The 23,869-nt window shown below is 71.5% G+C and carries 24 protein-coding genes; 15 read left to right on the forward strand and 9 right to left on the reverse strand.

Translation table 11 applies throughout. The annotated features are described in order from the left end of the window. Positions 1-112 precede the first annotated feature (112 nt). The 6 genes from PYR91_RS09505 (at position 113) to PYR91_RS09530 (ending at position 7,759) form a co-directional block, all read left to right on the forward strand. The gene (locus tag PYR91_RS09505; RefSeq protein WP_279779047.1) at positions 113-2,278 is read left to right on the forward strand and encodes a serine/threonine-protein kinase; all 2,166 of its coding nucleotides are present in this window, start codon (positions 113-115) and stop codon (positions 2,276-2,278) included. Next, positions 2,275-3,777: a hypothetical protein gene (locus PYR91_RS09510; protein ID WP_279779049.1), complete on the forward strand. Its 1,503-nt coding sequence runs from the start codon at positions 2,275-2,277 to the stop codon at positions 3,775-3,777. Before PYR91_RS09505 ends, PYR91_RS09510 begins: the two co-directional genes overlap by 4 nt. Before the next feature lie 74 nt (positions 3,778-3,851). Beyond that, positions 3,852-5,693, forward strand: coding sequence for an AAA family ATPase (locus PYR91_RS09515; RefSeq protein WP_279779247.1), 1,842 nt, complete (start codon positions 3,852-3,854; stop codon positions 5,691-5,693). Beyond that, positions 5,690-6,370, forward strand: coding sequence for a 4Fe-4S single cluster domain-containing protein (locus PYR91_RS09520; RefSeq protein WP_279779050.1), 681 nt, complete (start codon positions 5,690-5,692; stop codon positions 6,368-6,370). The genes PYR91_RS09515 and PYR91_RS09520 overlap by 4 nt, the downstream gene beginning before the upstream one ends. After that, complete coding sequence (locus tag PYR91_RS09525) at positions 6,358-6,996, forward strand: FHA domain-containing protein (RefSeq protein WP_279779053.1); 639 nt, start codon at positions 6,358-6,360, stop codon at positions 6,994-6,996. Before PYR91_RS09520 ends, PYR91_RS09525 begins: the two co-directional genes overlap by 13 nt. Then, a complete protein-coding gene (locus PYR91_RS09530) occupies positions 6,989-7,759 on the forward strand; it encodes a serine/threonine-protein phosphatase (protein WP_279779055.1) in 771 nt (256 codons plus the stop codon). The genes PYR91_RS09525 and PYR91_RS09530 overlap by 8 nt, the downstream gene beginning before the upstream one ends. Here PYR91_RS09530 and PYR91_RS09535 read toward each other — a convergent pair. Both PYR91_RS09535 and PYR91_RS09540 read right to left on the reverse strand, forming a co-directional pair. Next, positions 7,727-8,668 carry a GNAT family N-acetyltransferase gene (locus PYR91_RS09535; RefSeq protein WP_279779057.1) on the reverse strand — a complete coding sequence of 314 codons (942 nt, stop codon included), beginning with the start codon at positions 8,666-8,668 and terminating at the stop codon, positions 7,727-7,729. The two genes, PYR91_RS09530 and PYR91_RS09535, sit on opposite strands and share 33 nt — an antisense overlap. Positions 8,669-8,772: 104 nt before the next feature. Then, positions 8,773-9,711: an AraC family transcriptional regulator gene (locus tag PYR91_RS09540; protein WP_279779249.1), complete on the reverse strand. Its 939-nt coding sequence runs from the start codon at positions 9,709-9,711 to the stop codon at positions 8,773-8,775. Between the two features lie 115 nt (positions 9,712-9,826). Between PYR91_RS09540 and PYR91_RS09545 the strand changes: the two genes are divergently transcribed. Continuing rightward, positions 9,827-10,849: an aldo/keto reductase gene (locus PYR91_RS09545; RefSeq protein ID WP_279779058.1), complete on the forward strand. Its 1,023-nt coding sequence runs from the start codon at positions 9,827-9,829 to the stop codon at positions 10,847-10,849. Between the two features lie 12 nt (positions 10,850-10,861). Here PYR91_RS09545 and PYR91_RS09550 read toward each other — a convergent pair whose 3' ends face one another. From PYR91_RS09550 to PYR91_RS09560, 3 genes are all read right to left on the reverse strand, one after another. Then, positions 10,862-11,167 (reverse strand): hypothetical protein, encoded by a 306-nt coding sequence (locus tag PYR91_RS09550; RefSeq protein ID WP_279779059.1) that lies wholly within the window; start codon positions 11,165-11,167, stop codon positions 10,862-10,864. A gap of 192 nt (positions 11,168-11,359) precedes the next feature. After that, on the reverse strand, positions 11,360-12,187 hold the full coding sequence (locus PYR91_RS09555) for an NmrA family NAD(P)-binding protein (protein ID WP_279779060.1): 828 nt from the start codon (positions 12,185-12,187) through the stop codon (positions 11,360-11,362). A gap of 162 nt (positions 12,188-12,349) precedes the next feature. Continuing rightward, a complete protein-coding gene (locus PYR91_RS09560) occupies positions 12,350-12,739 on the reverse strand; it encodes a hypothetical protein (RefSeq protein WP_279779061.1) in 390 nt (129 codons plus the stop codon). Positions 12,740-13,358: 619 nt separating this feature from the next. On the opposite strand from PYR91_RS09560, the gene lpdA reads away from it, so the two are divergent. The 3 genes from lpdA (at position 13,359) to PYR91_RS09575 (ending at position 15,698) form a co-directional block, all read left to right on the forward strand. Further along, a complete protein-coding gene (gene lpdA / locus PYR91_RS09565; RefSeq protein ID WP_279779062.1) occupies positions 13,359-14,759 on the forward strand; it encodes a dihydrolipoyl dehydrogenase in 1,401 nt (466 codons plus the stop codon). A 118-nt stretch (positions 14,760-14,877) separates the two neighbouring features. Continuing rightward, the gene (locus PYR91_RS09570) at positions 14,878-15,378 is read left to right on the forward strand and encodes an RICIN domain-containing protein (protein ID WP_279779063.1); all 501 of its coding nucleotides are present in this window, start codon (positions 14,878-14,880) and stop codon (positions 15,376-15,378) included. A 116-nt stretch (positions 15,379-15,494) separates the two neighbouring features. Then, positions 15,495-15,698: a DUF6203 family protein gene (locus PYR91_RS09575; protein WP_279779064.1), complete on the forward strand. Its 204-nt coding sequence runs from the start codon at positions 15,495-15,497 to the stop codon at positions 15,696-15,698. A gap of 99 nt (positions 15,699-15,797) precedes the next feature. On the opposite strand, the gene PYR91_RS09580 is transcribed toward PYR91_RS09575, so the two are convergent. Together PYR91_RS09580 and PYR91_RS09585 are read right to left on the reverse strand one after the other, a co-directional pair. Further along, positions 15,798-17,204, reverse strand: a complete 1,407-nt coding sequence (locus PYR91_RS09580; protein ID WP_279779066.1) for an AI-2E family transporter — start codon at positions 17,202-17,204, stop codon at positions 15,798-15,800. A gap of 390 nt (positions 17,205-17,594) precedes the next feature. After that, the gene (locus tag PYR91_RS09585) at positions 17,595-18,032 is read right to left on the reverse strand and encodes a DUF5324 family protein (protein WP_279779067.1); all 438 of its coding nucleotides are present in this window, start codon (positions 18,030-18,032) and stop codon (positions 17,595-17,597) included. 240 nt (positions 18,033-18,272) lie between these two features. Between PYR91_RS09585 and PYR91_RS09590 the strand changes: the two genes are divergently transcribed. Next, positions 18,273-18,794, forward strand: coding sequence for a peptidylprolyl isomerase (locus PYR91_RS09590; RefSeq protein ID WP_347942988.1), 522 nt, complete (start codon positions 18,273-18,275; stop codon positions 18,792-18,794). Between the two features lie 82 nt (positions 18,795-18,876). Then, on the forward strand, positions 18,877-19,758 hold the full coding sequence (locus PYR91_RS09595) for a rhomboid family intramembrane serine protease (RefSeq protein ID WP_279779070.1): 882 nt from the start codon (positions 18,877-18,879) through the stop codon (positions 19,756-19,758). Between the two features lie 75 nt (positions 19,759-19,833). On the opposite strand, the gene PYR91_RS09600 is transcribed toward PYR91_RS09595, so the two are convergent. Then, a complete protein-coding gene (locus tag PYR91_RS09600) occupies positions 19,834-20,079 on the reverse strand; it encodes a cell division protein CrgA (RefSeq protein WP_279779072.1) in 246 nt (81 codons plus the stop codon). 301 nt (positions 20,080-20,380) lie between these two features. Between PYR91_RS09600 and PYR91_RS09605 the strand changes: the two genes are divergently transcribed. The 3 genes from PYR91_RS09605 (at position 20,381) to PYR91_RS09615 (ending at position 21,814) form a co-directional block, all read left to right on the forward strand. Then, complete coding sequence (locus PYR91_RS09605; protein ID WP_279779073.1) at positions 20,381-20,989, forward strand: class E sortase; 609 nt, start codon at positions 20,381-20,383, stop codon at positions 20,987-20,989. Between the two features lie 97 nt (positions 20,990-21,086). After that, on the forward strand, positions 21,087-21,245 hold the full coding sequence (locus PYR91_RS09610; RefSeq protein WP_279779074.1) for a hypothetical protein: 159 nt from the start codon (positions 21,087-21,089) through the stop codon (positions 21,243-21,245). Then, positions 21,242-21,814: a gamma-glutamyl-gamma-aminobutyrate hydrolase family protein gene (locus PYR91_RS09615; RefSeq protein WP_279779076.1), complete on the forward strand. Its 573-nt coding sequence runs from the start codon at positions 21,242-21,244 to the stop codon at positions 21,812-21,814. The genes PYR91_RS09610 and PYR91_RS09615 overlap by 4 nt, the downstream gene beginning before the upstream one ends. Before the next feature lie 220 nt (positions 21,815-22,034). Here the strand turns inward: PYR91_RS09615 and pknB are convergent, their stop codons facing one another. Beyond that, positions 22,035-23,861, reverse strand: a complete 1,827-nt coding sequence (gene pknB / locus PYR91_RS09620; RefSeq protein ID WP_279779077.1) for a Stk1 family PASTA domain-containing Ser/Thr kinase — start codon at positions 23,859-23,861, stop codon at positions 22,035-22,037. Positions 23,862-23,869 lie beyond the last annotated feature (8 nt).

A 23,869-nucleotide genomic window follows, 5' to 3' on the forward strand; every position in this document is an offset into this window, starting at 1 on the left:
AGCGGCCCCGCGCGGTCGGGATCGCGGGCGATGCGCGTCAGCGAGGTGTCTCAAGGCCATGGCCGTTCCTCCGGAAGACTCTCCGGCCACGAGAAGAGATCAGTCTCCTCACGTGGCGCCGACCGTCCGCGACGGCATCCGCGCGGGCGCCCCGGGCGGTCTGCCCGCTCCGCTCGCAGGGCGGTACGAGATCACCGGTCATGTCGGCAAACCGGGTGCCGAGGCGGACGTGCTCATCGTGCGCGACGGCGCGGGCGAGCAGTTCGTACTCAAGCTCTACCGGCCCGGCTACCGGGCCGACCGGAAGGTGTGGTCGGTTCTCCCGCGGATCCGTACGCGCCACGTCGTCCGCGTCCTTGAGACGGGCGAGGACGGCGGCCGCGACTTCGAGGTCCAGGAATACGTCGCCGGCCACACGCTGGCTGAGCTCATCAAAGGCACTCCGATGCCGGTCGGGCAGGTCACTCAGGCCGTCCGGCAGTTGGCCGGAGCGCTGAAGGAGTTGCACGGGCACGACATCGTGCACCGCGACGTGAAGCCGGCCAACATCCTCGTCAGGTCCGCCGGGCCGCACGCACGGGGAGAACTCGACCTCGTCCTCGCCGATTTCGGGCTGAGCAGGGAGATCGACGCCTCCGTGGTGTTCGGGACGCAGTCCAGGACCGTGGCCTACGCACCCCCTGAGTGCTCCAGCGGCGCGGTGTCGCGGCACTGGGACTGGTGGTCCCTCGGCATGCTGGTGGTCGAGATGGCCACCGGACGCTCGCCTTTCGCGGGCATGACCGAGTCCGCGGTGATCTATCACCTGAACACCGACGTGATCAGCGTCGACGGAGTCGCCGACCCCCGGCTGCGGCTGCTGTGCCGAGGGCTCCTACGGCGGTCACCGGCCTCGCGGTGGGACCAGGAGGAGGTCTACCAGTGGCTCGCCGGCGGCTCGCCGCCGGTCGAGGAGGAGGCCCTTCCGGCCGCCTCCGCCGGGCGGCGGGTTCCGCTGCTCTTCCTCGGCGAGCAGTACACCGATCGCAGGGCCCTGGCACGCGCCATGGTGGCCGAGTGGGACGAGGCCGCACGCCGGTTCCTCGTCACCATGGGCACGCCGGGACACCCGAGCGAGGGCTGGCGTGCACTGCGCGACTTCCTGCAGCAGTTCGACGACCCCGCGCACGACGACGTCGAGGGACGCCGAGAGCTCATCGACCGCCGGCTCACCCCTGCGTTCCCGCCCGACGTCAAGCTGTTGCATCTGCTCTACTGGCTCGACCGCGAGCTGCCGCCGGTCTACCGGGGCATGGCGGTCACCCGCGAGAACCTGCTGAGAACCGCCACGACGACGATGAGCCGGCCCGGTCACGACCACACCGTCGACCACCTGTGGACCCATCACCTGCTTCCCACGTTAGCGGAGCTGACCGGTGCAGAGGAACTGCGCGGCATCGACGCGCGGTGGCGGTGGCTGGAGAACGGCTTCCGCGTCCTCGCGAGCCGGGTCCCCTCGTCGGAGGGCACGTTCGACGCGGTGCGGGTGCGTAGCGGCCTGCTCGCCCTCGCCGTCGACGAGGAGAGGACCGCGGCCACACTGCGCGAGCACGCGGCGCGGGCGCGGGCCGACCTGCCCGCGGCCGTCCCGTGGTTCTCCGAGCTGCTCCATTCGAACGACCCGGCCGCGCTTCTGGTCGCCGTCCTCGCGTCAGGCCACGCCCGGGCATGGGCGCAGGACCGGCTGCGCCGCGACGCGCAGGAGCTCGCGGCACGGCAGGCGCGCCAGGCGAGCCTGCGGGAGGCGGTGCGGCGCCGGGAGGCGGCCAGACCGCAGGCCCTCGGCTGGGCGGCGCTCGCCTTCGGCGGATTCTCGCTGCCCTGGCTCCTGTTGACCAAGACGGCGACCGCGCCGATCCCGTCAGGGTTCATGGCGCTGGTGTGGCTGTGTGTCGGCGCGGGCGAGGCGGTCATGGCGCTCCTGCTCGGCGGGGCGTACCACCCTCGGTACTCGCTGCTCGGCCCGCTGGGGCGGGTGGCCTCCGGCGCACGTCGCCCGGCGGGCGGCATGCGGGCGCTGACCGCCCTCGCGTCCACGGGCGGCATCGGCTGCCTGATGTCCGTGGTGGTGTGCATGGTCGTGCTCTACGCGGTCGTGCTGACCGCCGCGGTGGTGGTGAACTTCCTGATCCTGCCGATCGGGGTGGCCGTCCTGTACGGAGTCTGGACTCGGCGCCGCTGGCAGTCCTGGGAGGCCGAGCAGCGGCAGGAACGTCGCGCCTATCTGGAGAACGCATGAGTGGCGAGGTGTTCGCCGTGACGAGGGTCGACGGCCAGGCGATCATGGCGGCCCGCGGGGCATCCGGGGCGTCACGCCAGAACGGGGGGAACATGAGTGGTGAGGTGTTCGCCGTCGCGCGCGTCGGGGGCGAGGTGGCCATCGCGGTCGCCGGGTTCGCCAGCCGGACGGCGCTCGCGGGTACGACCATGGCGCTGGAGGGGGTCGCCGCGCTCGGTGACCACATGAACGGCGTCGTCGCCAGGGCCGAGGAGGCGCATCGGTCGGCGTGCGCCTGGTCGACGGTCGCGAGCGGAGTGCTCGACCGCAACGCCCGCCTGGCCGTGCTCGCCCAGGCGTGTGCGAACGCCGGTGAGGCCGCGAGCGGGAGCACGCCGGGTGGGGAGGCCGCACGGCTGGCGGCCTCGCTCCCGTCGCCGCTCACACCCGAAGGTCACTCCCCCGACGAGCTGCTGCGCTGGTGCGCCGGGACGGACGATGTCATGCGGCAGGTGGACGGAGCCCTGGCCCGCATGAACTCCAGCGCCCTGACCCGCGCGGTTCTCGACGATCTCGTCGGCCACCTCTCCGGGATGCGGCCCACCGACCCTTCCGACGCCTCGGAGGAACTCGCGACGCTCCTGAGCGCGCTTCCGTCCGTACCCGACGCCTGGCGCGATCAGGACGCCGTCGAGGCGCTCACGGCGAACCTCGGCCGAGTGCTGGGCAGGTTGTCGCCGTACGTCTCCGAAGGCGACAGGGCCGCGGTCCGGGAGGCCGCTCGCCGCATGGGGAGCGCGAGCGGCCCCGCCGAGGCGCGCGGGCGCCTCGTGGACGTCCGGCACCGGGTGCAACTGGCCAATCTGGCCGCCACGAGCAGGCGGCAGGGCGCGGTGGAGGCGGCACGGCTGTTGCACGCCCTCCAGATCGACGTTCCGAACCCGCAGGGTGAGCACGAGGCGCTGCGCGGACGGCTCGCCGAGGTCGTGGCCGGGCGCGTGGAGATGGATCCCGGCCTCCGCGACGCCGCGCGAGCCGCCTGCGCCGCCGCGGTCGCCGGCGCCGACCGCGCGCATGTCCGGCGAACCCTGCTCGACGTGCTCGGCACGCTCGGCTACGAGGTGCAGGAGGGTTTCGAGACCATGGAACCGCTGAGGCTCTCCAAGGAGGGCTGGGACGAGCACGCGGTGAACCTCGTCATCACCGAGCAGGGCCAGATTCGATCGGTCGTCGTGCGGACCGCCGACCACCCGGCCGCGGGCGGCGTGATCGGCGCCGACGACGGATCGGCGCCGGCGGCGGAGAACGACACGAAGGCCGGCGGTGCCGCCGACGCCGCCCGCGAGCAGGAGTGGTGTACGGCGTTCGACGTGGTCAGGGAGCGCCTGGCCGGTGAAGGCGTGCAGACCGCGGTCGAACGGCTGGTGCCTCCGGGAACGCGCCCCGCTCCGCGCTCACGCCTGAAGACCGTGCGACCGCGCAGGGCCACGCAGGTCCGTCGCCGAGACCGGCCCGAGTGAGAAGGCGGCCACACCCGGCACGGCGAAGAAGGGCCTGACCGAACCGTGAAGATGGAAGGTGATCGCCGGTGACCATGCCCGCGCGGGGGTGGCCTCCGTTCGTGCGCGAGATCGACGCGACGCTCGCGGTACAGGCTCAGTACGTGCTGTACGGCAACCTTCGCGACCACTTTCTCGTCCGCCCCGACGGCGGCCCTCCACAGCTCCAGTCGCTGCGCGACCTGCTGTGGGGAATGCTGGAGCCGAACGGCTACCGGTGCCTGCTCTACACCGACCCGGTCGACGGGCTCGCCGTTCACCCGCGGTCACCGGACGCCACGGAGGCCGCGGCGCGGTTGCTCGGCGGTCAGTCGCGCGGCGCGCCCGGTGGCGGCAACCCGCCGTCACTGGCTCGGCTGCGCGCTGATCTCGCGGCCTTCGGCCGGCCCCAGCAACCCGAGCAGGGCCGGCCGCCCGTCCGAGCCGCCTTCGTGATCGACTACGCGTCACAGCTCGCGGTGAGCCCCGAGAACCTCGACCCGGCGGAACGAGACTTCTTCCTGGCGTGCCTCAAGCTCTCCCGCACGGCGGCCGGGCTCTTCCTGCCCGGCGCCGTGCGGCCGGGTCCGCTGTACAACCCGATCATCTGGCTGGTCGAACGCGAGCAGGACCTTCCGTCGTGGTTCACCGCGGCGAACGCGCGTGTGCGGTCCATCGGCGTCCCCAGCCCCGACTTCGGCGACCGGCAGGAGACCGCGAGACTGCTGGCCGGGTCGTTCCGCGGAGAGGCGTCGGCGCCGGAGGTCTGCGACGCCTTCGCCGAGCAGGCGGAGGGCCTGGCCCTGCAGCAGATGGTCGACATCACCAGGCTGGCGCGCGACCGCGGGCTGGGCTTCGAGCGGCTCCCCGACGCGGTGCGAACGTACAAGCTGGGCGTGCTGGACAATCCCTGGCGCCGGGGCTTCCTGCGCGGGCGCATCAAAGAGGGCGAGACCAGCCTTCCCGCCCGTGTCGTCGGGCAGGACGCCGCCGTGACCAAGACGCTGGACATCCTCAAGCGCGCGGCCCTGGGCCTGTCCGGCGCGCAGGCCGCGCAGTCGTCCTCCCGTCCCCGAGGCGTGCTCTTCTTCGCCGGCCCCACGGGCGTGGGCAAGACCGAGCTCGCCAAGAGGGTGGCTGCGCTGGTGTTCGGCGACGAGTCGGCCTATCTGCGCTTCGACATGAGCGAGTTCTCCGCCGAACACGCGGGAGATCGGCTCATCGGCGCTCCACCGGGCTACACGGGGCACGAGGCGGGCGGCGAGCTGACCAACGCGGTCCGGCAGCAGCCCTTCAGGGTCGTGCTGTTCGACGAGATCGAGAAGGCGCACCCCCGCATCCTCGACAAGTTCCTCCAGGTGCTGGAGGACGGCCGGTTGACGGACGGGCGGGGCACCACCACCCACTTCTCGGAGTGCGTGCTCATCTTCACCTCCAACCTGGGCGTCAGCACCTCCGACGGCGCCGCGGTGCGGCCGGGGATGCCCTACGAGGAGATCGAGCGGGTCATCAAGGCCGCGGTCGCCCACCACTTCACGTCGGTGCTCAAGCGGCCGGAGCTGCTGAACCGTCTCGGCGACAACATCGTCGTCTTCGACTTCATCGGGGAGGAGGCGGCGGCCCGCATCTTCGACCTGCAACTCGCCAACATCCTCCGCACGGTCGGCGACCAGCACGCCATCGAGGTGCGCCTGAAGGACGACGTCCGGGCGACGCTGCTCGGGTGGTGCACCTCCGATCTGGAGAAGGGCGGACGCGGCATCGGGGCCGCCCTTGAGTCGCTGTTCGTCAACCCGCTCGCCCGAGCGCTGTTCGACCTGGCCGAGGGCCGGCCGGACACGCTCACCGTCTCGGGCATGCGTCGCGACGGCCCCACCGTGACCCTGGAGACGGCGTGACGACGACACTGCTGCTGAATCGATGCCACTACCCCGTGACCGCTCTGGGGCCCGGCGTCCGCGCGGGGATCTGGGTGCAGGGCTGCACGATCGCCTGCCCTGGATGCGTCGCCGTGGACACGTGGGCGGCCACCCCCGAGGCGGCCGTCGGCGTCGACGCGGTGATGGGGTGGCTGTCGACGCTGGACGGCCCGGTGGACGGCGTGACGATCTCCGGCGGGGAGCCCTTCCAGCAGCCGCAGGCGGTCGGCGCGCTCATCCGGGAGATCCGCGACTGGGCGGGCCCCGGCCGGCTCGACGTGCTGGTGTACTCGGGGTACTCCCTGTCGCGGCTGCGGTCGCGGACGCACCTGTCGGCGTTGGTCGACCTGTGCGACGCGGTCGTCACCGGCCCCTACGTGCGGGCCAGGCCGGACGGCGGATGGCTGCGCGGGTCGTCCAACCAGGTCCTCACCCCGCTCACGGCTCTCGGCCGGGAGCGGTATGGCGCCGAGTCGGTCGAGGCGACCCGATCGGGCGAGCCCGAGGCGCCGCTGAAAGCCCCTCGAATGCAGGTGAGCGTGGAGGGAGGACGGGTGCGCATGATCGGCGTCCCCCGGCGGGGCGACCTCGACCGCGCCGCGGAGGAGCTGAGGCGCGCCGGGATCGAGATCGAGGGAGCGTCGTGGTGGAGCTGACCTGCTACTACTGCCAGGAGTCCGTCTCCGAAGGGCAGCTCCTGTGTCCGGCCTGCGGGGGATCGCTGGTCGGCACGCCGACCGTCGCGAGCCCCCTTCCGCGGTCGTCCGGTGAGGTGGAGGCACCGCGCGTGGCGCCCGGCGAGTGCCCGCGGTGCGGTGCCGACGTCCCCGATCCCGGCAACCTCATCTGCGTGAGCTGTCTGGAACCGCTGAACCGGGACCCGGGGTTCGAGGGTGCGGGAGCCGGTGCCGGCACGCTCACCGGCTCCGGCGCGGCCACGGGAACGCGCCGCGACGTGCCGCGCACCCTCACGCTCGATTTTCCCGGGGGGCGGGTGACGATCCGCCCGGGCGGGTCGGCCGTGCTCGGCCGTGACCCCGTCGCCAGCCCGTACGCGCCGGTCTTCCAGAGCGCCGAGAACGTCTCCAGGAGGCACGCGACGCTCGGAGTCGCGTCGAGCGGTGCGGCCTGGGTTCGGGACGAGGACTCCACGAACGGCACCTACGTCAACGGAGCCGTGTCCGAGGCCGGTGTCACCACGGCCCTGCGCGACGGGGACCGCCTGCGCCTGGCCGCCGACGTCGAGTCCGACGTGCGGCTGGTGGAGTGCGTCGATGGATGACCGGCTGGTCGTGACGCTGATGACCCACACCGGCGCGGTCCGCGACGCCAACGAGGACGCCGTCACCGCGGCGGGGTTGGTGGTCTCCCGGATCTCGATGCCCGAGCCGGTGACCTTGACGGTGTCGGCGGCGCGTCCGGTCCTCGTGGCGGTGGCCGACGGTCTCGGCGGGCATGCGGGGGGTGAGGTGGCCGCCGGGCACGCGGTGACCGTCCTCGCGAGTGAGGGGGCCTCCGTCGATGATCTCGAAGGGCTGGCCCGCCTCGTGAAGGAGATCGACGTCCAGGTGACGGCCATGTCCGACCGGTCGCCGCGGTACGCCGGAATGGGCACCACGGTCGCCGGGCTGCTGTTCGGTCCGGAGAAGACGTCGTGGTTCAACGTCGGGGACTCTCGCGTCTACCGCATGGAGGACCGCTTCCTCGGCCGGCTCTCGGTGGACGACTCCCCGGGCGGAGGCGAGCCGGGCGCCGCGGCGCCGGTCACGCACATCGTCACGCAGGTGGTCGGCGGAACCGGCGGTGGGCTGGAGGTACATGGCGGCGACGACTCGCGTGACGGTTGCTGGCTGGTGTGCAGCGACGGGCTCAGCGACCTGGTCTCCGTGGCCGAGATGGAGGAGACGCTGAACGCGGAAGCCGACGACGCCCTGGCCGTGAAGCGCATGTGGGCCCTGGCGATGAACGCGTCGGGTCGCGACAACATCACCATCGTGCTCGCCCGCCGAGGGTCAGGGGAGGGTGCGGTAGTGGTAGGTGTGTGAGGGGGTGAAGCCGGCGCCGGTGTAGAGGCGGTGGGCCGGGGTGTTGGCGTCCTCCACCTGGAGGTAGAGGCGGGCGGCTCCCCGGGTGCTCGCCCAGCGGGCTGCGGTCGCGAGGACGGCGGTCGCGACGCCGCGGCGGCGGTGGGCGGGGTGGGTGGCCATGCAGAAGACGCCCGCCCAGCCGGAGTCGGCGACGGCCAGGCCCACGGCGGCGGCGCGGCCGTCGCCGGGAACGCTGAGGAAGGCCGTGGGGGAGGCGATGCGGGAGATGACCTCACCGCTGACGAGCGCGCTGTCCGCGTGCTGGTCCAGCTCGGCGAAGGCGCCGAGCCACGAGGCGGGGTCCTCGGCGAGGTCGGCCCGCGGGGCCGGGGCGGTCCGCGCCGTCGCGGCGACGACGTCCTCGGTGGCGGCCGTGAGCACGTGGGTCGTGCCGTCGGCGTGGTACCCGCGGGCGGCCAGCAGGGCGTCCAGCTCGCGGTGGTACTCCAGCGGGCTCACCTGCACGCGGACGGGCAGGCCGCGGTCGCGGTAGAAACGCTCGACGGACTCGACGGACTCGACGGACTCGACGGACTCGACGGACTCGACGGACTCGACGGACCCTCCGGATCCGGACTCGATGATTTCGAGCATGCCGGGGCCGACCGTGATGGGCCCGGCAGCGGCGGGGCCGGGCGCGGTGGGGACGGCCGCGGTGAGGCCGGCGGGGGCGCTCAGCGGGAGTGCCGAGTTCGAGCGCCGTCGGGTCACGCCGGGGGTGTGCCGGAGCAGCCAGCCGTCCCGTTCCTCGGCGACCGTCGCGGGCCAGGCCAGGGCGGCCCGCCGTTCGACCTCGGCGGCGATCGAGGCGTGGCCGGGCCGCGCGGGCTCGGCCGCTGGTGACGCGGGGTCCGTCAGCTCGGCCAAAACCCTCTCCTCTTGTCGAAAGATGACAGTCTGCGCGATCAGCCACCGAAGGTCCACAGCGGCCCGCGCGCGAACGACGGCCCGTGGCCGTGCCCGCCCTGCCGTCATCCGTAGAGGGGAGGGGCGGCCGGCGGGGGCGGCTTCAGCGTCCGGTAGCGGGCGGGGGGCTGGCCGGTGACCCGTTTGAAGGCGTTGCTGAAGGCGCTCTCGGAGGTGTACCCCCACTCGGCGGCCACCGAGGCGACCGTGCGGTCTCCGGCGCGCAGCGTCTCGGCCGCGGATCGGATGCGCCAGTGCAGCAGGTAGTCCAGCGGCGGTATGCCGACGAGCGCCTTGAAGCGCTCGGCGAAGCTGGAGCGGGACATGCCGACCTCGACGGCCAGGCCGGCGACCGTCCAGCGGCGGGTGGCCTGCTGGTGCATCAGCGTGAGCGCGGTGCCGATCCGCGGGTCCCGCAGGGCCCCCAGCCAGCCGGGGACGTGCTCGGCGCCGGCCAGGTGGGCGCGCAGCGCCTGGATGAACAGGATCTGGGTCAGGTGCTCGATCATCACCGCCGCGCCGAGCGGCTCGGCCGCGGTCTCGTCGGCCAGCATCCTGAGCACCGGGCGCAGCGTCCGGGCGGCGGGGCTGTCGACCGGAATGCGCGCGACGGGGGGCAGGCAGTCGAGCAGGAGCGCGGCGGTCGTTTCGTCGAGGGTGATGCTGCCGCCGACGATGACGGTCCGCTCCGCGTCCGAGGCGGCGGTGCCGTACCGCACGTTCCTGATGTCGGGGGCCCGCAGGTAGACGGCGTGGCCGTCCTCCGGCTCGGCCTCCGGGTCGCTCGCGACCCGGTACGGCCGGCCGCCCGTGAGCAGGTAGCAGTCGCCCGCCGACAGCCACAGCGCGGGCCCGCCCTCGACGGCGACCCGGCAGGTGCCCGCCACGACCGCGCCGATCTTGACGTGCCGGTAGCTCGGGAAGCGCAACGCCCAGCGGCCGCCGCCCTCGAAGCGCGAGGTGAAGGCGCTCCGGACGTTCAGCAGGGTCAGGACGTCGGACATGGGGTCCACGGCCACTCCAGACGATCGCGCATATATGCCGGACGCTTTGTCATAGATTGTCCCGTATGGGTGGTTGTAGCGTGCCAGCGACCCACCCATTCGGAAGGTACTGAACATGGAATACGCGCAGCTGGGAGCCACCGGAGTCTTCGTCTCCCGCATCTCGCTGGGGGCGATGAGCTTCGGCGGGCGCGGCTCACAGGTGTGGGACGCCGTCGGCGCCCTGGGCGTGAAGGAGACGGACCACCTGGTGGGCACGGCGCTCGACCACGGGGTGAACCTCATCGACACCGCCGACGTCTACGCCGCCGGCGAGTCGGAGGACCTGCTCGGCCAGGTGCTCGGGGCCCGCCGCCGCGACGTCGTGCTGGCCACGAAGATGACCGCGCGGACGGGCCCCGGCCCGAACGAGGTCGGCCAGTCGCGGCTGCACATCATGCGCTCGCTGGAGGACAGCCTGCGCAGGCTGCGCACCGACCACGTCGACCTCTACCAGATTCACAACATCGACCCGATCACGCCCTTCGAGGAGACGCTGGCCGCGCTGGACGACGCCGTCCGCCAGGGCAAGGTCCGTTACATCGGCGCCTCGAACCTGACCGCCTGGCAGATGATGAAGGCCCTGAGCGTCTCCGAGCGGCGGGGCTGGGCCAGGTTCAGCTCCCTGCAGTCGTACTACTCGCTGGCCGGGCGGGACATCGAGCGCGAGATCCTCCCGCTGGTCCAGGACCAGAACGTCGGCCTGCTGGTCTGGAGCCCGCTGGCCGCCGGCCTGCTGTCGGGCAAGTTCGACCGCGACGGCGCGCGGGACGGCGACGCACGGCGGACGCGGTTCGAGTTCCCGCCGGTGGACCACGAGCGGGCCTACGACGTCATCGACGTGCTGCGCGAGGTCGCCGCCCGCCACGAGACCGGCGTCCCCAGCGTCGCGCTGGCCTGGGTGCTCGCGCGCCCGGGGGTGTCCAGCGTCATCATCGGCGCCAAGCGCCCCGAGCAACTCACCGAGAACCTCGCCGCCGTCGGCCTGAAGCTGACCCCCCGGGACCTGGCCGAGCTGGACGCGGTCAGCGCCCTGCCGCCGGAGTACCCCGGCTGGATCCAGGCCGACCACGGCGACCGGTACCCGAAGCCGGCCTGATCCGCCTCGCCGCTAAGAGTGGGGACCGCAGGGGTCTCCGCATGCCTGCCAGACGCACACGTAGGCACCGCTCACGTCGTCGACGAGACAGCAGAGGCACCAGATGGCGTCCACCTCGCCGGGCTGCACCCTGAGGTTGGCGAACTTGCTGGAGTCCTTGGCGGAGGCCCAGAACATGCGTTCCATCTTGCCGGTGTTCCACTGGAACACGACGTCCTTGCCGTCCGCCTCGACGATCACCTCGCCGTCACCGGTCGCGGGGCGGGGCGGGGTTTCGATTATGGTGATCTTTGGGGGTTTCGACGCCTGCTCTGGCATGACGCTCCTTCGTGGGGAAGCCGCGGCCGCGGCTCCGGACGGGGCCGCCCGCGCGTCCGCCGAGGCGGGCGGCGAGGCTCGTGCCAGCCCAACCTCGCACCGGGCGCGGGCGCCGTCATGAGTACCCGCCTACTCATTCAGGCGAGCCGGCCCGGCTCTCCCCACCGGTTTCTCGCCGCTCGCGCACGCACATCAGACGGCTCGGTCGCGCCAGGCGCCTTGGGCGGCGGCCTCGGCGGCGTAGGTCTCGAAGGGCTTGGGGTCGCGGCCGGTCACCTGACGGACGTCGGGGGTGGGGTGGCCGTCGCCGAGGTCGCGCAGGGCCGCGTAGGCCTTGATCTCCTGCTGGGTCTGCTCCGCGGGGATGCCGAGCGCCGCCTGCGCGGCCAGGTAGTCGTCGGGGGTTCCCCGGTAGCTGACGGGCCGGCCGGAGACGCGGGTGATGATCTCCAGGGCCTCGGGGAACGACAGGGCGCGCGGGCCGGTCGGCTCGTAGTGGCGGCCCTCGTGGCCGTCCTCGGTGAGGGCCGTGGCGGCCACGGCGGCGATGTCGCCGGCGTCGACGAACACCTGCCGCAGGTTGCCCAGCGGCATCGCCAGCTCGCCGGCCATCACGGCGGGCCGGAAGAAGCCCTCGTCGAAGTTCTGGCCGAACCAGTCGGGCCGCAGGATGGTCCAGCCGGCGCCGGACTCGCGCACCGTGCGCTCGGCCGCCATCAGGCGGTGGTCGCCCATGGCCTCGATGGCCCGGCTCGACAGCAGCACGACGCGCCGGACCCCCTGCTCGACCGCGCACCGGACGAACGCCGGGTCGACCGGCAGCTCATGGGGGGCCATCAGGTACATCGCCGCGGCCCCGGCCGTCGCGGGCTCCCAGGTGGCGGGATCGGCCCAGTCGAAACGCACGGTGCCCCGGCGCGACGCGGCCCGCACAGGGAAGCCGGCGTCGCGCACCCGGGCGGCCACGCGCCGCCCGGTCGAGCCGGTGGCGCCGAGGACGAGAATCGGTTGCCTGCTCATGCCTGGCAGCCAATCACCCCTCACCGACAGAACCGTCCGGTGACCCGTGCGGCACGTCGCCGCGTGCGCGAAGGTGGCCCCGGCCGGGAGGCGGAGTCCGGCCGGGGCGGTCTGGGCGCGCGGTGGTTCACGGCGGTCCGGGCGGGGAGGAGGGCGCGGCGGTCAGTCGCGCCGGGAGCTGTTGGCGGTGGCGGTGATCGGCGAGGTCAGAGTGTCGGGGAAGACCAGGTTGATGTTGACGGTCTGCGCCTGGCGGTTGGTGGCGCGGCTGAGGCTGCGGTTCAGGTGACGGGCCCAGTTGCGCGCCCAGCTCCGGGCCAGCGACCGGTTCCAGTGGCGGTTGTGGTTGCGGGCCCAGCTGCGGTTCCAGTTCCGGTTCCGGCTGCGGGACCACGAGTCGTCGTCGTCCCCGCCGTTCCCGTTGCCTCCCGTCACGACGACCACGGCCGCGCTGGCGCCGGTCGCGGTGGTGGCGGCGCCGAGGCCGACCATGCCTCCCGTGATCGCGGCGCCGACCGTCAGCGTGCTCACGATTTTCTTGAGCTCGGGCATTGCGTGTCCCCCTTGGACGACGGATGCGGTGGTGAGGGCATTCACTACGATTTTTCGACGAATGCCTTGAAGACTGAGTCTGTCTCCCGCTTGTCTATTTTCCTACGGACGCAGCGCCACAAACGCGGATCGTACGCTTTTGCTCTGTGCTTAATCTCCTCTTGTAGTCTTCACAACAGTATTTCCGGATTTCTCGGACATATCAAATGATCTTGGTGTACCGTCGCCGTTTCCGCTGGATGGCCTGCCGCAGCCCCGCATCACATCGAACCCGCTCTGACCACGGGAAATCGGACATGCTGTGCGGCGCCACGGCAGACCGTAGCGCTGATCGAATGTCCCGGTGTGCGGATGTTCGGCGCTATTGGTGCAGCGTGGCACCATGGGCCATATCGCATAAATGGCTCTGAACGAATACTGTCACTGAATGTATGAAACGTGCTCTTCGCCCGGTTCGCGCGGGGCGTTAGCCATATTTCCGGCTAATGCTCAGCCGGTGCTCCCCCCGGCGCCGACGGCGGCGCGTCCCGCGGGTCCGTGACCGGTGGACGGAGTGCCGCCCGCACCGGCCGCACCCCGGTGCGGCGGAGTGGCCCGCTCACCCCATATTGTCCGGTGCATGACTGCTCATTATGACGTCGTGGTCCTCGGAGCAGGCCCCGGCGGTTACGTCGCCGCCATCAGGGCCGCACAGCTCGGTCTCAGCACGGCCATCGTGGAGGAGCGCTACTGGGGCGGCGTCTGCCTCAACGTCGGGTGCATCCCCTCCAAGGCCCTGCTCCGCAACGCCGAGCTGGCCCACCTGTTCACCCACGAGGCCAAGACCTTCGGCATCCGCGTGGACGGCCAGGTCACCTTCGACTACTCCGAGGCCTTCAAGCGGAGCCGCAAGGTGGCCGACGGGCGCGTCAAGGGCGTGCACTACCTCATGAAGAAGAACGGCATCACCGAGTACGACGGCCGCGGCACCTTCACCGACGAGCACACTCTGCGGGTGGCCACCGGCGACGGCGGCACCGAGACCGTGACGTTCGACCACTGCGTCATCGCGACCGGCGCCACGACCCGGCTGCTGCCCGGCACATCGGTCGGCGAGCGCGTCGTGACGTACGAGGAGCAGATCCTCAGCGAGGAGCTGCCGGAGAGCATCATCATCGCCGGCGCGGGCGCCATCGGCGTCGAGTTCGCGTACGTGCTGCGCAACTACGGCGTGAAGGTGACGATCGTCGAGTTCCTCGACCGCATCGTGCCGCTGGAGGACGAGGAGGTCTCCGCCGAGCTGGCCAAGCGCTACAAGCGCCTGGGCGTCGAGGTGCTCACCTCCACCCGGGTGGAGTCGATCGACGAGTCGGGCGACAAGGTCCGCGTGACGGTGTCGCGGGGCGAGGAGCGGCTCACCCTTGAGGCCGACAAGGTGATGCAGGCCATCGGCTTCCAGCCGCGGGTCGAGGGGTACGGGCTGGAGAACACCGGTGTGCGGCTCACCGAGCGCGGCGCCATCGACGTGGACGGCCGATGCCGCACGAGCGTGCCGCACATCTTCGCGATCGGCGACGTCACCGCCAAGCTCATGCTCGCGCACGCGGCCGAGGCCATGGGCGTCGTCGCGGCCGAGACCATCGGCGACGCCGAGACGATGGAGCTCGACTACGTCATGATCCCGCGGGCCACCTACTGCCAGCCGCAGATCGCCAGCTTCGGCTTCACCGAGGCGCAGGCGCGCGACCGCGGCTTCGACGTGCGGGTGGCGAAGTTCCCGTTCACCGCGAACGGCAAGGCGCACGGCCTCGGGGACGCCACCGGGTTCGTCAAGATCCTCAGTGACGCCGAGCACGGCGAGCTGCTCGGCGCGCACATCATCGGGCCCGAGGCCACCGAGCTGCTGCCCGAGCTGACGCTGGCCCAGCAGTGGGACCTGACGGTGCACGAGGTCGCCCGCAACGTGCACGCGCACCCGACGCTCGGCGAGGCGGTCAAGGAGGCGATCCACGGCCTGGCGGGTCACATGATCAACATGTGAGGCCCGGCGTCGGCCGCGTCCGCCGCCGCGGGCTCGCCGACGTGTCTCCCCCCGCGGCGCGGTGCCGTGCGTGTAGGTTCTGCTACGCACGGTAGCCGGCGAGGGGGAGACGAGGACGATGCGACGGAAGACGACCAGGGCCGCCCAGGTGCTCGCGGTGGTGTCCTGCTGCGCGGCGGTCACGGCCGGTTCGACGGGGGCGTCCGCCGCCACCCATGGGCCCGGCCCCGTGCGCAGCCACGCCAACCACCAGTGCCTGGACGCCGACCTGCGTGCCATCGGCGAGAACGGCGCGGGCGCCCAGCTGTGGAAGTGCCACGGCATGAACAACCAGAAGTGGAACTACGACCCCCGCGCCCGCACGATCCGCAGCAACTACAACGGCCGCTGCCTCGACGCCGACCTCGGCATGATCGGCCGGAACGGCACCAAGGTCCAGCTGTGGGACTGCAACGGCGGCCACCACCAGAAGTGGATCTACGACGCCATCAGCCACACCGTCTACAACATGCACAACGGCCGCTGCCTGGACGCCGACCTCGGCGGCGTCGGCGGCAACGGCGCGAAGGTCCAGTTGTGGGACTGCAACGGCTGGTCCAACCAGAAGTGGACGCTCTGAGCGCTCCGCCCGATCCTTCGCACGCGGCCGTCCCGCGGCCCGCCGGGTGGCCCCCGCAGCATGGGGGCCTGTCACCGGGGTAGAGGGTGCGCGACGAGCAGCATGAGGAGGAAGTCGTGAAGAGAATTCTGCAACTGGTGGTCACGCGCTGGCTGGCCCGCACGCCGTTCGGGCTCGCCGTCATGGGCATCGGATGGCTGGTGATGCGCAAGCGCCGCGCCGCCAAGGCCGGCGGGCGGGCCGACGTGCTCCGCGAGCCCGGCCGCAAGTCCCGCAATCCGTACGCCTGGCAGGGACCGTCGCCCCGCAACCGGCGATGACCGCCGCGCCCCGCCGGGTCTCCGGCGGGGTCGTCCACGGCCGGCTCACCCCTGACCCGCCGCCCCCGGACGCCCGTGAGGACGTCCGGGGGCGGCGGGTCAGATTCGTTCCTGGCGCGGGAACACGACCTCGCGCCCCAGCATCAGCGCCGCCGCGGCCAGCGGGATGCCCAGCAGCGCGCCCACGATGCCGAGCAGCGCGCCGCCGAGCAGCGCTCCCAGGATGGTGGCGATCGGCGGCACCGCCAGCGACGACTTGAAAACCCGCGGCGAGATGACGTAGTTCTCGATCTGCTGGTACACGGTGAAGAAGATCAGGCAGGCGATGCCGACCTCCACCGACGTGAGGAAGCCCACCCCGGTGGCGACGGCGGCGCCGACGATCGCGCCCACCATCGGGATCAGGTCGGTGATGGCAACGAAGATCGCCAAGGCGACCGCGTAGGGCACGTCCATGATGGTCAGGAAGATGAACGTCACCACGCCGGCGATCAGCGAGATGATCAGGTTGCCCGCGACGTAGCCGCCGATCTGCTGCAGGATCCCGTCGCCGAGCAGCCGCACCCGGTTGCGCCGCGACCGCGGGACGAGCCGGTAGGCCGTCTCCTTGAGCGAGTTCAGCGACCCGAGGAAGTACAGGGTGAGCACGAGTATGGTGAGGCCGCTGAACAGGGCGCTGATCACGACGCTCGCCACGCCCAGCAGCCCGCCGAACATCTGCGTCGCCAGGTCGCCGCTGGTGACGTACTGCTGCAGCTTCTCCAGCACCTGGTAGCGCTCGTCGACCGAGCGGATCATCGGGTGGTTCTGCAGCTGCTGCACGTAGTCGGGGAGCTGCTGGATGAACCCGGTCGTCTGCTCGGTGAGCAGGGGGACGATCGCCAGCCCGAACCCCACGAAGAACACGATGACCGACAGGAAGACCAGCGTGATCGCCAGGCGGCGTGGAAGGTTGCGGCGCTGCAGAGCCTCCACCGCGGGGTTGAGGCCGATCGCCAGGAACAGCGAGATGACGATCAGGACCAGCACCGAGCCCGTGGTGGCGATGGCCTGCACCAGCAGCCACGCGGTCAGCACGCCCAGCGCGCCGGTCAGGCCGAACATGAACGGGTTGTCCCGCAGCGGGCGTCCCGGGCGGCCGAACGGCCGCGCGTGGTCCTTGGGGTCGACCCTGTGGTCGTCGTCCGGTTTGGCGACACCGGCGGCCTGGATGCCGCTGCGCGGCGCGGGCGGGACGTCGTACCCCGTGCCGGGTACGGCAGGGGCCTCGTCGCGGCCGGGGACGGTGGAGTCGCGCTCGTGCCCGGCCTGTTCGGCCGGGGTGCGGGCCTCCGGGACGCCGGTGCGGCCGGACGCGCCGGCGTCCTCGGCGGGGGAGGCGCTCGCGGCCTCGGGCCCCGTCCCGTCACCGTCCTCGGGCGGGGTGTGCGGCGCCTCGCCGCCGGCGGGAAGCGAGGGGAACACGCTGGACAACTCGGCGCGCTCAGATCTGCCAGTGTCGGACACGGCACCTGTGCTGCCCGTCAGCAGCCCGCTTAGTCTCGTTCCCGCCCAGATCAACGCGGGAAAACGGCCGGAGATCCGGTGACGGGTGACGCCGACGCGTCGCGGTCGACGGGACCGCTTCGGCCGGCGAAGTCGGAGACGAACGGCTCGGCGTCCTCCAGGGGTCGCTGACCGGCTCGGCCGGCGGCGCCGACGGGCCGCACGGGCGCGCGGCAGTCCTCCGGGCAGCCGGAAACGGCATGTGCCCCCGTCGCCGGGGGCACATGCCGTAACAGACGTCCGTCACCGCCAGAGCGGCACGTCTCCGTGAGCCGAGCACCTCTTCTCGAGGCCGGGTCGGTGCTCGTGACGCGGGTGCGTCCTCGCGGAGGCCGGGCCTCCCTTACACGATCAGTACGTTCTGGGCGAGGTCTCGTCGGCCTTGGTGCCGGTCTCGCCGGCCCCACCCGTGTTCACGCTGTTCTCCGGCCTGCCGGCGGACCACCTGCTGGCGTCGGCGGCGGAGTCCTTCATGGAGTCGGCCCACTGGCGTGCGTTGTTGCGGTACAGCACGACACCCACCGCGCAGGCCGTGAATCCGGCCAGCAGGGCGAACGTCGACCAGCGCCCACGCCGGTTCACCGTCGGAGAGGGGTCGATCCTCTCGGCGGCCTGGGAGAGGAACGCGCTCACCTTCGGCGCGATCTGCTCCTCGACCGAGTGGGCCGCGCGGTCGAGCCTGGGTGCGGCCCAGATGCGCGCGTCCTCGATACGGTGTGCCGCGGCCTCTCGGGCGGTGTTCGCCACCGGCCGGACCTGCTCGGCCGTCCGCATTGCCTGAGTCCTCACCTGGTCCAACCGTGTCTTGGGCATAAGCATCTTGACGCGGCGTCTCTTGAGTGTCAGGGACACGATTACCTCCCCTGTCCTTGCGGCCCCGCTGGCTCACCTTCCCCTGCGAAAGCACCTCAATCCTGACGGTGCGCGGAAGAATGCCAGATAGGCTGGGCGGCTGTAGACCGCTGAAACCACTACCGCCACCCGTTGCACGGGTATATCGAAGGGGGCGATCCGCTCGTGGCCGAGACTCTGATCGCGAAGCTGCGCACCACTCTTGGAGACATCAAGCTCCGCCTGTTCCCCGACCACGCGCCGAAGACCGTGCGCAACTTCGTGGAGCTCGCCGAGGGCACCCGTGAGTGGACCCACCCGGAGACCGGGACCAAGTCGACCGACCGCCTGTACGACGGCACGATCTTCCACCGGGTCATCCAGGGGTTCATGATCCAGGGCGGCGACCCGCTCGGCCAGGGAATCGGCGGGCCGGGTTACGACTTCGACGACGAGATCCACCCCGAGCTCTCGTTCAACCGCCCCTACCTGCTCGCCATGGCCAATGCCGGCAAGCGCTTCGGCCGCGGCACGAACGGCTCCCAGTTCTTCATCACCGTGGTCCCGACCCCGCACCTCAACGGCAACCACACCATCTTCGGCGAGGTCATCGAGGGCGCCGACGTCGTGGACGCCATCGTCAAGACCCCCACGCGCCAGGAGCGCCCGGTCACCGACGTCGTCCTGCAGGAGGTCGTCATCGAGCGCGTTTCCTCCTGAGCCCGGCGCCCGTGTACGCGGGGGCGTCAATAGGGTGGCAGTCTGTGTACAGGCGCACAGGCGAAGGGGCCTCTGACAGGCGATGACCACTCAGCCAGACCACCCAGACCCGTCGGGGAACCCCGGCCACCCGGCCGGGGGATCCGTTCCGACCTGCTACCGGCATCCCGACCGCGAGACCTACGTACGCTGCCAGAGGTGCGAACGGTCCATCTGCCCCGACTGCATGAGGTCGGCGTCGGTGGGCCACCAGTGCGACGAGTGCGTGCGCGAGGGCAACAAGACCATCCGCCACGCGCAGGCCCCGTTCGGCGGCCGGCCCGTGACCACCCCGGTCGTCACGTGGGTGCTGGTCGGGGTCAACGTGGCCGCGTACGCGGCCGAGGTGGCGATGACCGCCCAGGTGCTCAACCGCTTCGCCATGTGGGCCGACGGCGTCGCCGCCGGCGAGTGGTGGCGGCTGTTCACCGGCGCGTTCCTGCACGCCCCGCCGCCGTCCTACTGGCACATCCTGTTCAACATGTGGGCCCTGTACGCTCTGGGCCCGCAGCTCGAACGACTGCTCGGCTCGCTGCGGTTCGCCACCGTGTACATGCTGTCGGCGCTCGGCGGGTCGGTCGCGGTCTACCTGTTCGGCAACGAGGCCGTGGGCGCCTCGGGCGCGATCTACGGGCTGTTCGGCGCCATGTTCGTCATCAGCCGCCGCCTCGGGTACGACATGCGCGGGGTGCTCTGGCTGATCGGCATCAACGTGGTGCTGACCCTCGTGATCCCGGGGATCAGCTGGCAGGGCCACCTCGGCGGCCTGGTGACCGGAGTGCTGGTGACCGGCCTGTTCGCCTACGCGCCCGAGAAGAACCGCAAGGCGTTCCAGCTCGGCACGGCCGTCACCGTGCTGGTGGTGCTGGCGCTCACCGTGATGCTCCTGCCGCCGCTCGCCTCACCGCTCGCGGGAGTCGGCTGAGCTGCTTCCCCAGGGTGTGGATAAAGCTGTGGAAAAAAGTCGCCCCGGGGTCGCGTCAGCGCCTCGGGGCGACCCTCAGCGCCAGCGTGTCGACAGCACCACGCCGAAGATGATGAAGACGAAGCCGACCAGCAGGTTCCAGTTGCCCAGGGCCCCGATGCCGGGTGCGCTGGGCGCGATGTAGAACACCGCGATCCACAGGATGCCGATGATCCACGAGGCCACCATCACCGGTGCCAGCCACCGGGGGCTCACCTTGACCTGCTGCGACTTCTGCGGAGGCGTGTAAACGGCCTTCTTGCGGGTGTTCGACTTGGGCACGGCAGCTCTCCTGGTGGGGCCCGCGCTGACTGGCGGGCTCTGACAGCCAGCGTAATCGCTGGCGGACGACGACCGCAGCAAGCCTAGTCGGCCTGATGCCATACGGCCATTCCGCGCGGGCCACGCTCGCGGCCGCACGCCCCTTCGGCGCGGGTAAAGGCGGGGTCAAGTCCGGTCTGTCGGCCGTGAAACCCAGCAGGCGCGTGACTAGCCTGGCTCCGCGGGGCGCCGCGTGCGCGGGCCCCGGGAGGGCCTGGAGAAGGGAGTGCGGCCTCCCCGTCGGGGGCCGCTCGGACGAGCCGTGAGAGTGTTGCTGCGGACCTGCGGGGAGCTCTTCATCACCGCGGGGCTCGTCATGCTCCTCTTCTGCGGTTACCTGCTGTGGGGCACCGGCTCCTACACCGAGCACCACCAGCGCCTGCTGAAGCGCCGGCTGGCCGACACCACCAAGCTCGCCAGGCTCGAACTGGGCGGGGCGATCGGGCTGATGCGCATCCCCCGGCTCGGCCGCGACTACGAGTACGCCGTCCTGGAGGGCGTCACGCCCGACGACCTGCGCAAGGGGCCCGGCCACTACCCGGGCACGGCGATGCCCGGCCGGGTGGGGAACTTCGTGGTCTCCGGCCATCGCACCACCTACGCCGCCCCCTTCAAGCGCCTCGGCGAGCTGCGCCTCGGCGACGCCATCATCCTGGACGCCCGCGACGCGCGGTACACCTACCGCGTCTCGGAGACGCGGATCGTCGACCCCTCGGCCATCGAGGTCATCGCGCCCGTGCCCGGCCGTCCCGGCAGGCGGCCGACCGAGGCGATGATCACCCTGACGACGTGCCACCCGGAGTACTCCGACCGGCAGCGAATGGTCGTCTTCGGCGAGCTGTCCACCAGGCGGGCACGCCATGCGAGCTGACCGCAGCACCCGTGCCGGCCCGCCCCGCCTCCGCCGAGGGCCGGGCACCGGCGGCGGTCCGGCCGAAGCCGCGACCTTCTGAAGGGAGGTGAACCACGTGTACGGATGGATCTGGCGGCTGCTCCCCGGCGGCGCCGGCGCCAAGACGGCCGCGACGCTGGCGCTGGTCATCGTGGCGGGCGTCGTACTCTGGTACGTGGTGTTCCCCATGCTTGAGCCGCACGTCCGCCTCGACAGCGGAACCGTCGGCCGATGACCCGCCTGCTGGTCGTGGACAACCACGACAGCTTCGTCCACACGATCGTGCAGTACCTGCGACGGCTGGGCGCCGAGTGCGACGTCCGGCCGCGCGATGCCCTGTGCCTTGAGGACGCCCACGGGTTCGACGGGGTGGTGATCAGCCCCGGCCCCGGCACCCCCGAGGCCGCCGGCGTGAGCGTCCCGCTCGTGGGCTGGTGCGCCGAGAACGACGTCCCCCTGCTCGGCGTGTGCCTGGGCCACCAGGCGATCGCGGTCGCCTACGGAGGCACCGTCGCCCGCGCGCCCGAGCTGATGCACGGCCGCACCAGCGAGGTGCGCCACAACGGCGCGGGGGTGTTCGCCGGGCTTCCCTCTCCGGTCACGATGACGCGCTACCACTCGCTGGCCGTCGTGCCCGAGAGCGTCCCCGCGGTCCTGGAGGTCACGGCGGTCACCGCCGCCGGGGTGGTCATGGGGCTCCGGCACAGGTCCGCCCGGGTCGAGGGAGTCCAGTTCCACCCCGAGTCGGTGCTCTCGCACCACGGCGACGAACTTCTCGCGAACTGGCTCGCCCAGATCGTGTAACGCCGGGGGCCCCGGTGACGACTACTGGGTGAGGGTCTCCGCCGTCGCCCCCGAGCGGCGGAGACCCTCTCTTCATGTCCCGGGCCGCCTCCCGATGTCCTGAGCCGTCTGGCGATGCCCAGAGCCGCCGGGAGAAGCCGAAGACCCGGGCCTGTGGTCACAGACCCGGGTCCTGCGGTGCGCGACGGGCCCCGGGCTCCGTGGGAGCCCGGATGCCCGGTCAGAAGTCCGGCGGCGGGTCGCTGAACGGGTCGTCGGTGGGAATGTCGGAGGGCTCGTCGGTGGGCTCGGTCTCCGGCTGGGTCGGGTCGTCGGAGGGCGGGAAGGTCTCCTCGGGCGGGCCCTCGGACACCACCAGCGTGATCGTGGTGCCGGAGGTCAGCTTGGCGCCCGGGCCGGGGCTCTGGCTGATGACGTTGCCCTCGGGCACGACCGGGTGCTGCTGGCGGACGACCTTGACCTTGAAGCCGGCGCCCGTCAGAGTCGCCTTGGCGTCCGCCAGGGTCTGCTCGCTGACGTCGGGCACCTCGATCTGCTTCTTCGGCACGTAGATCTTGACGATGCTGTTCTCGTCGACCTTCGTGCCCTCGGCGGGCTTGGTCTGGAAGACCTTGTCCTGCTCCTGGTTGGACACCGCGTTCACGACCTGCACCTTGAGGTCGTTGGCCTTCAGCGTCGCGGTCGCCTCGTCCACGGTCGACCCGACCAGGCTCGGCACCGTGACCTGCTTGACGCCGTCGGACACCAGGAGCGTCACCGTGCTCCCCTTGGCGACGTCGGTGCCGCCCTCGGGGTCGGTGCCGATGACGGTGCCCTTCTCGACGTCGGAGCTGAACTCCTTCTTGACCTCGACCTTCAGGCCCTGGGCCTCCAGTGCGGCCGTGGCGCCCTTGAGCGTCTGGCCCGCCACCGAGGCCATCTTCACCTGCGTGTCGCCTTCGGGCGAGTTCGGCGCCAGGAAGGCGTACCCGATGCCGATGAAGGCCGCGATGACCAGCAGGGGGATGAGGATCCAGGCCGCCACCGCCCAGGGGCTGCTCTTGCCCGCGCGCCGGCGCTCGTACCGGCCGCCCGTCTCGGTGGGCGCGTACTCGTAGGCCGGCACGGCGTTGGTGCGCTGCGTCTGCGGGCCGGAGGCGTTGAGCGTGCGGGTCTGCTGGCCGGTGTAGTTCTGGCTCATCGCCATCGTGTGCGAGGCGTCGACCGGCATGCCGGACATCGCCCGCTGGATGTCGGCCCGCATCTCGGCCGCGCTCTGGTAGCGGTGCGCCGGGTCCTTGGCCATGGCCTTCAGCACTATGGCGTCGGCCCACCTGGGGATGTCGCGGTCGATCTGGGACGGCGGGATGGGGTCTTCGCGGACGTGCTGGTAGGCGATCGCCACGGGGGAGTCGCCGGTGAACGGCGGCTGGCCGGTGAGCAGCTCGTACAGCACGCAGCCGGTGGAGTAGATGTCGCTGCGCGCGTCCACCCGCTCGCCGCGCGCCTGTTCGGGCGACAGGTACTGGGCGGTGCCGATGACCTGGGCCGTCTGCGTCATCGTGGCCGCGGAGTCGGCCATCGCGCGGGCGATGCCGAAGTCCATGACCTTGACGTCGCCGGCCAGCGTGATCATCACGTTGGCGGGCTTGATGTCACGGTGGACGATGCCGCCGCGGTGGCTGTAGTCGAGTGCGCGCAGGATGCCGTCGACCAGCTCGACCGCCCGCTCGGGCATCAGCCGGCGGTCGGCGCGCAGGAGGTCGCGCAGCGTGCGCCCGTCGACGAACTCCATGACGATGTAGGGCACCGGGGTGGCTTCGGTCATGTCTTCGCCGGTGTCGTACACCGCCACGACCGAGGGGTGGTTCAGCGATGCCGCGGACTGCGCCTCACGCCGGAAACGGGCCTGGAAGGTGTGATCTCTCGCCAGATCTGAGCGCAGCGTTTTGATTGCGACAATTCGGTCCAGCCGGATGTCCCGGGCACGATAGACCTCGGCCATGCCGCCGCGCCCGACGACTCCGTCGAGCTCATAGCGACCGCCGAGTAGCCGAGGCTGTGTCATTTCCTGCA

The sequence above is a fragment of the Sphaerisporangium sp. TRM90804 genome (assembly GCF_029846175.1).
GTDB lineage: Bacteria > Actinomycetota > Actinomycetes > Streptosporangiales > Streptosporangiaceae > Sphaerisporangium.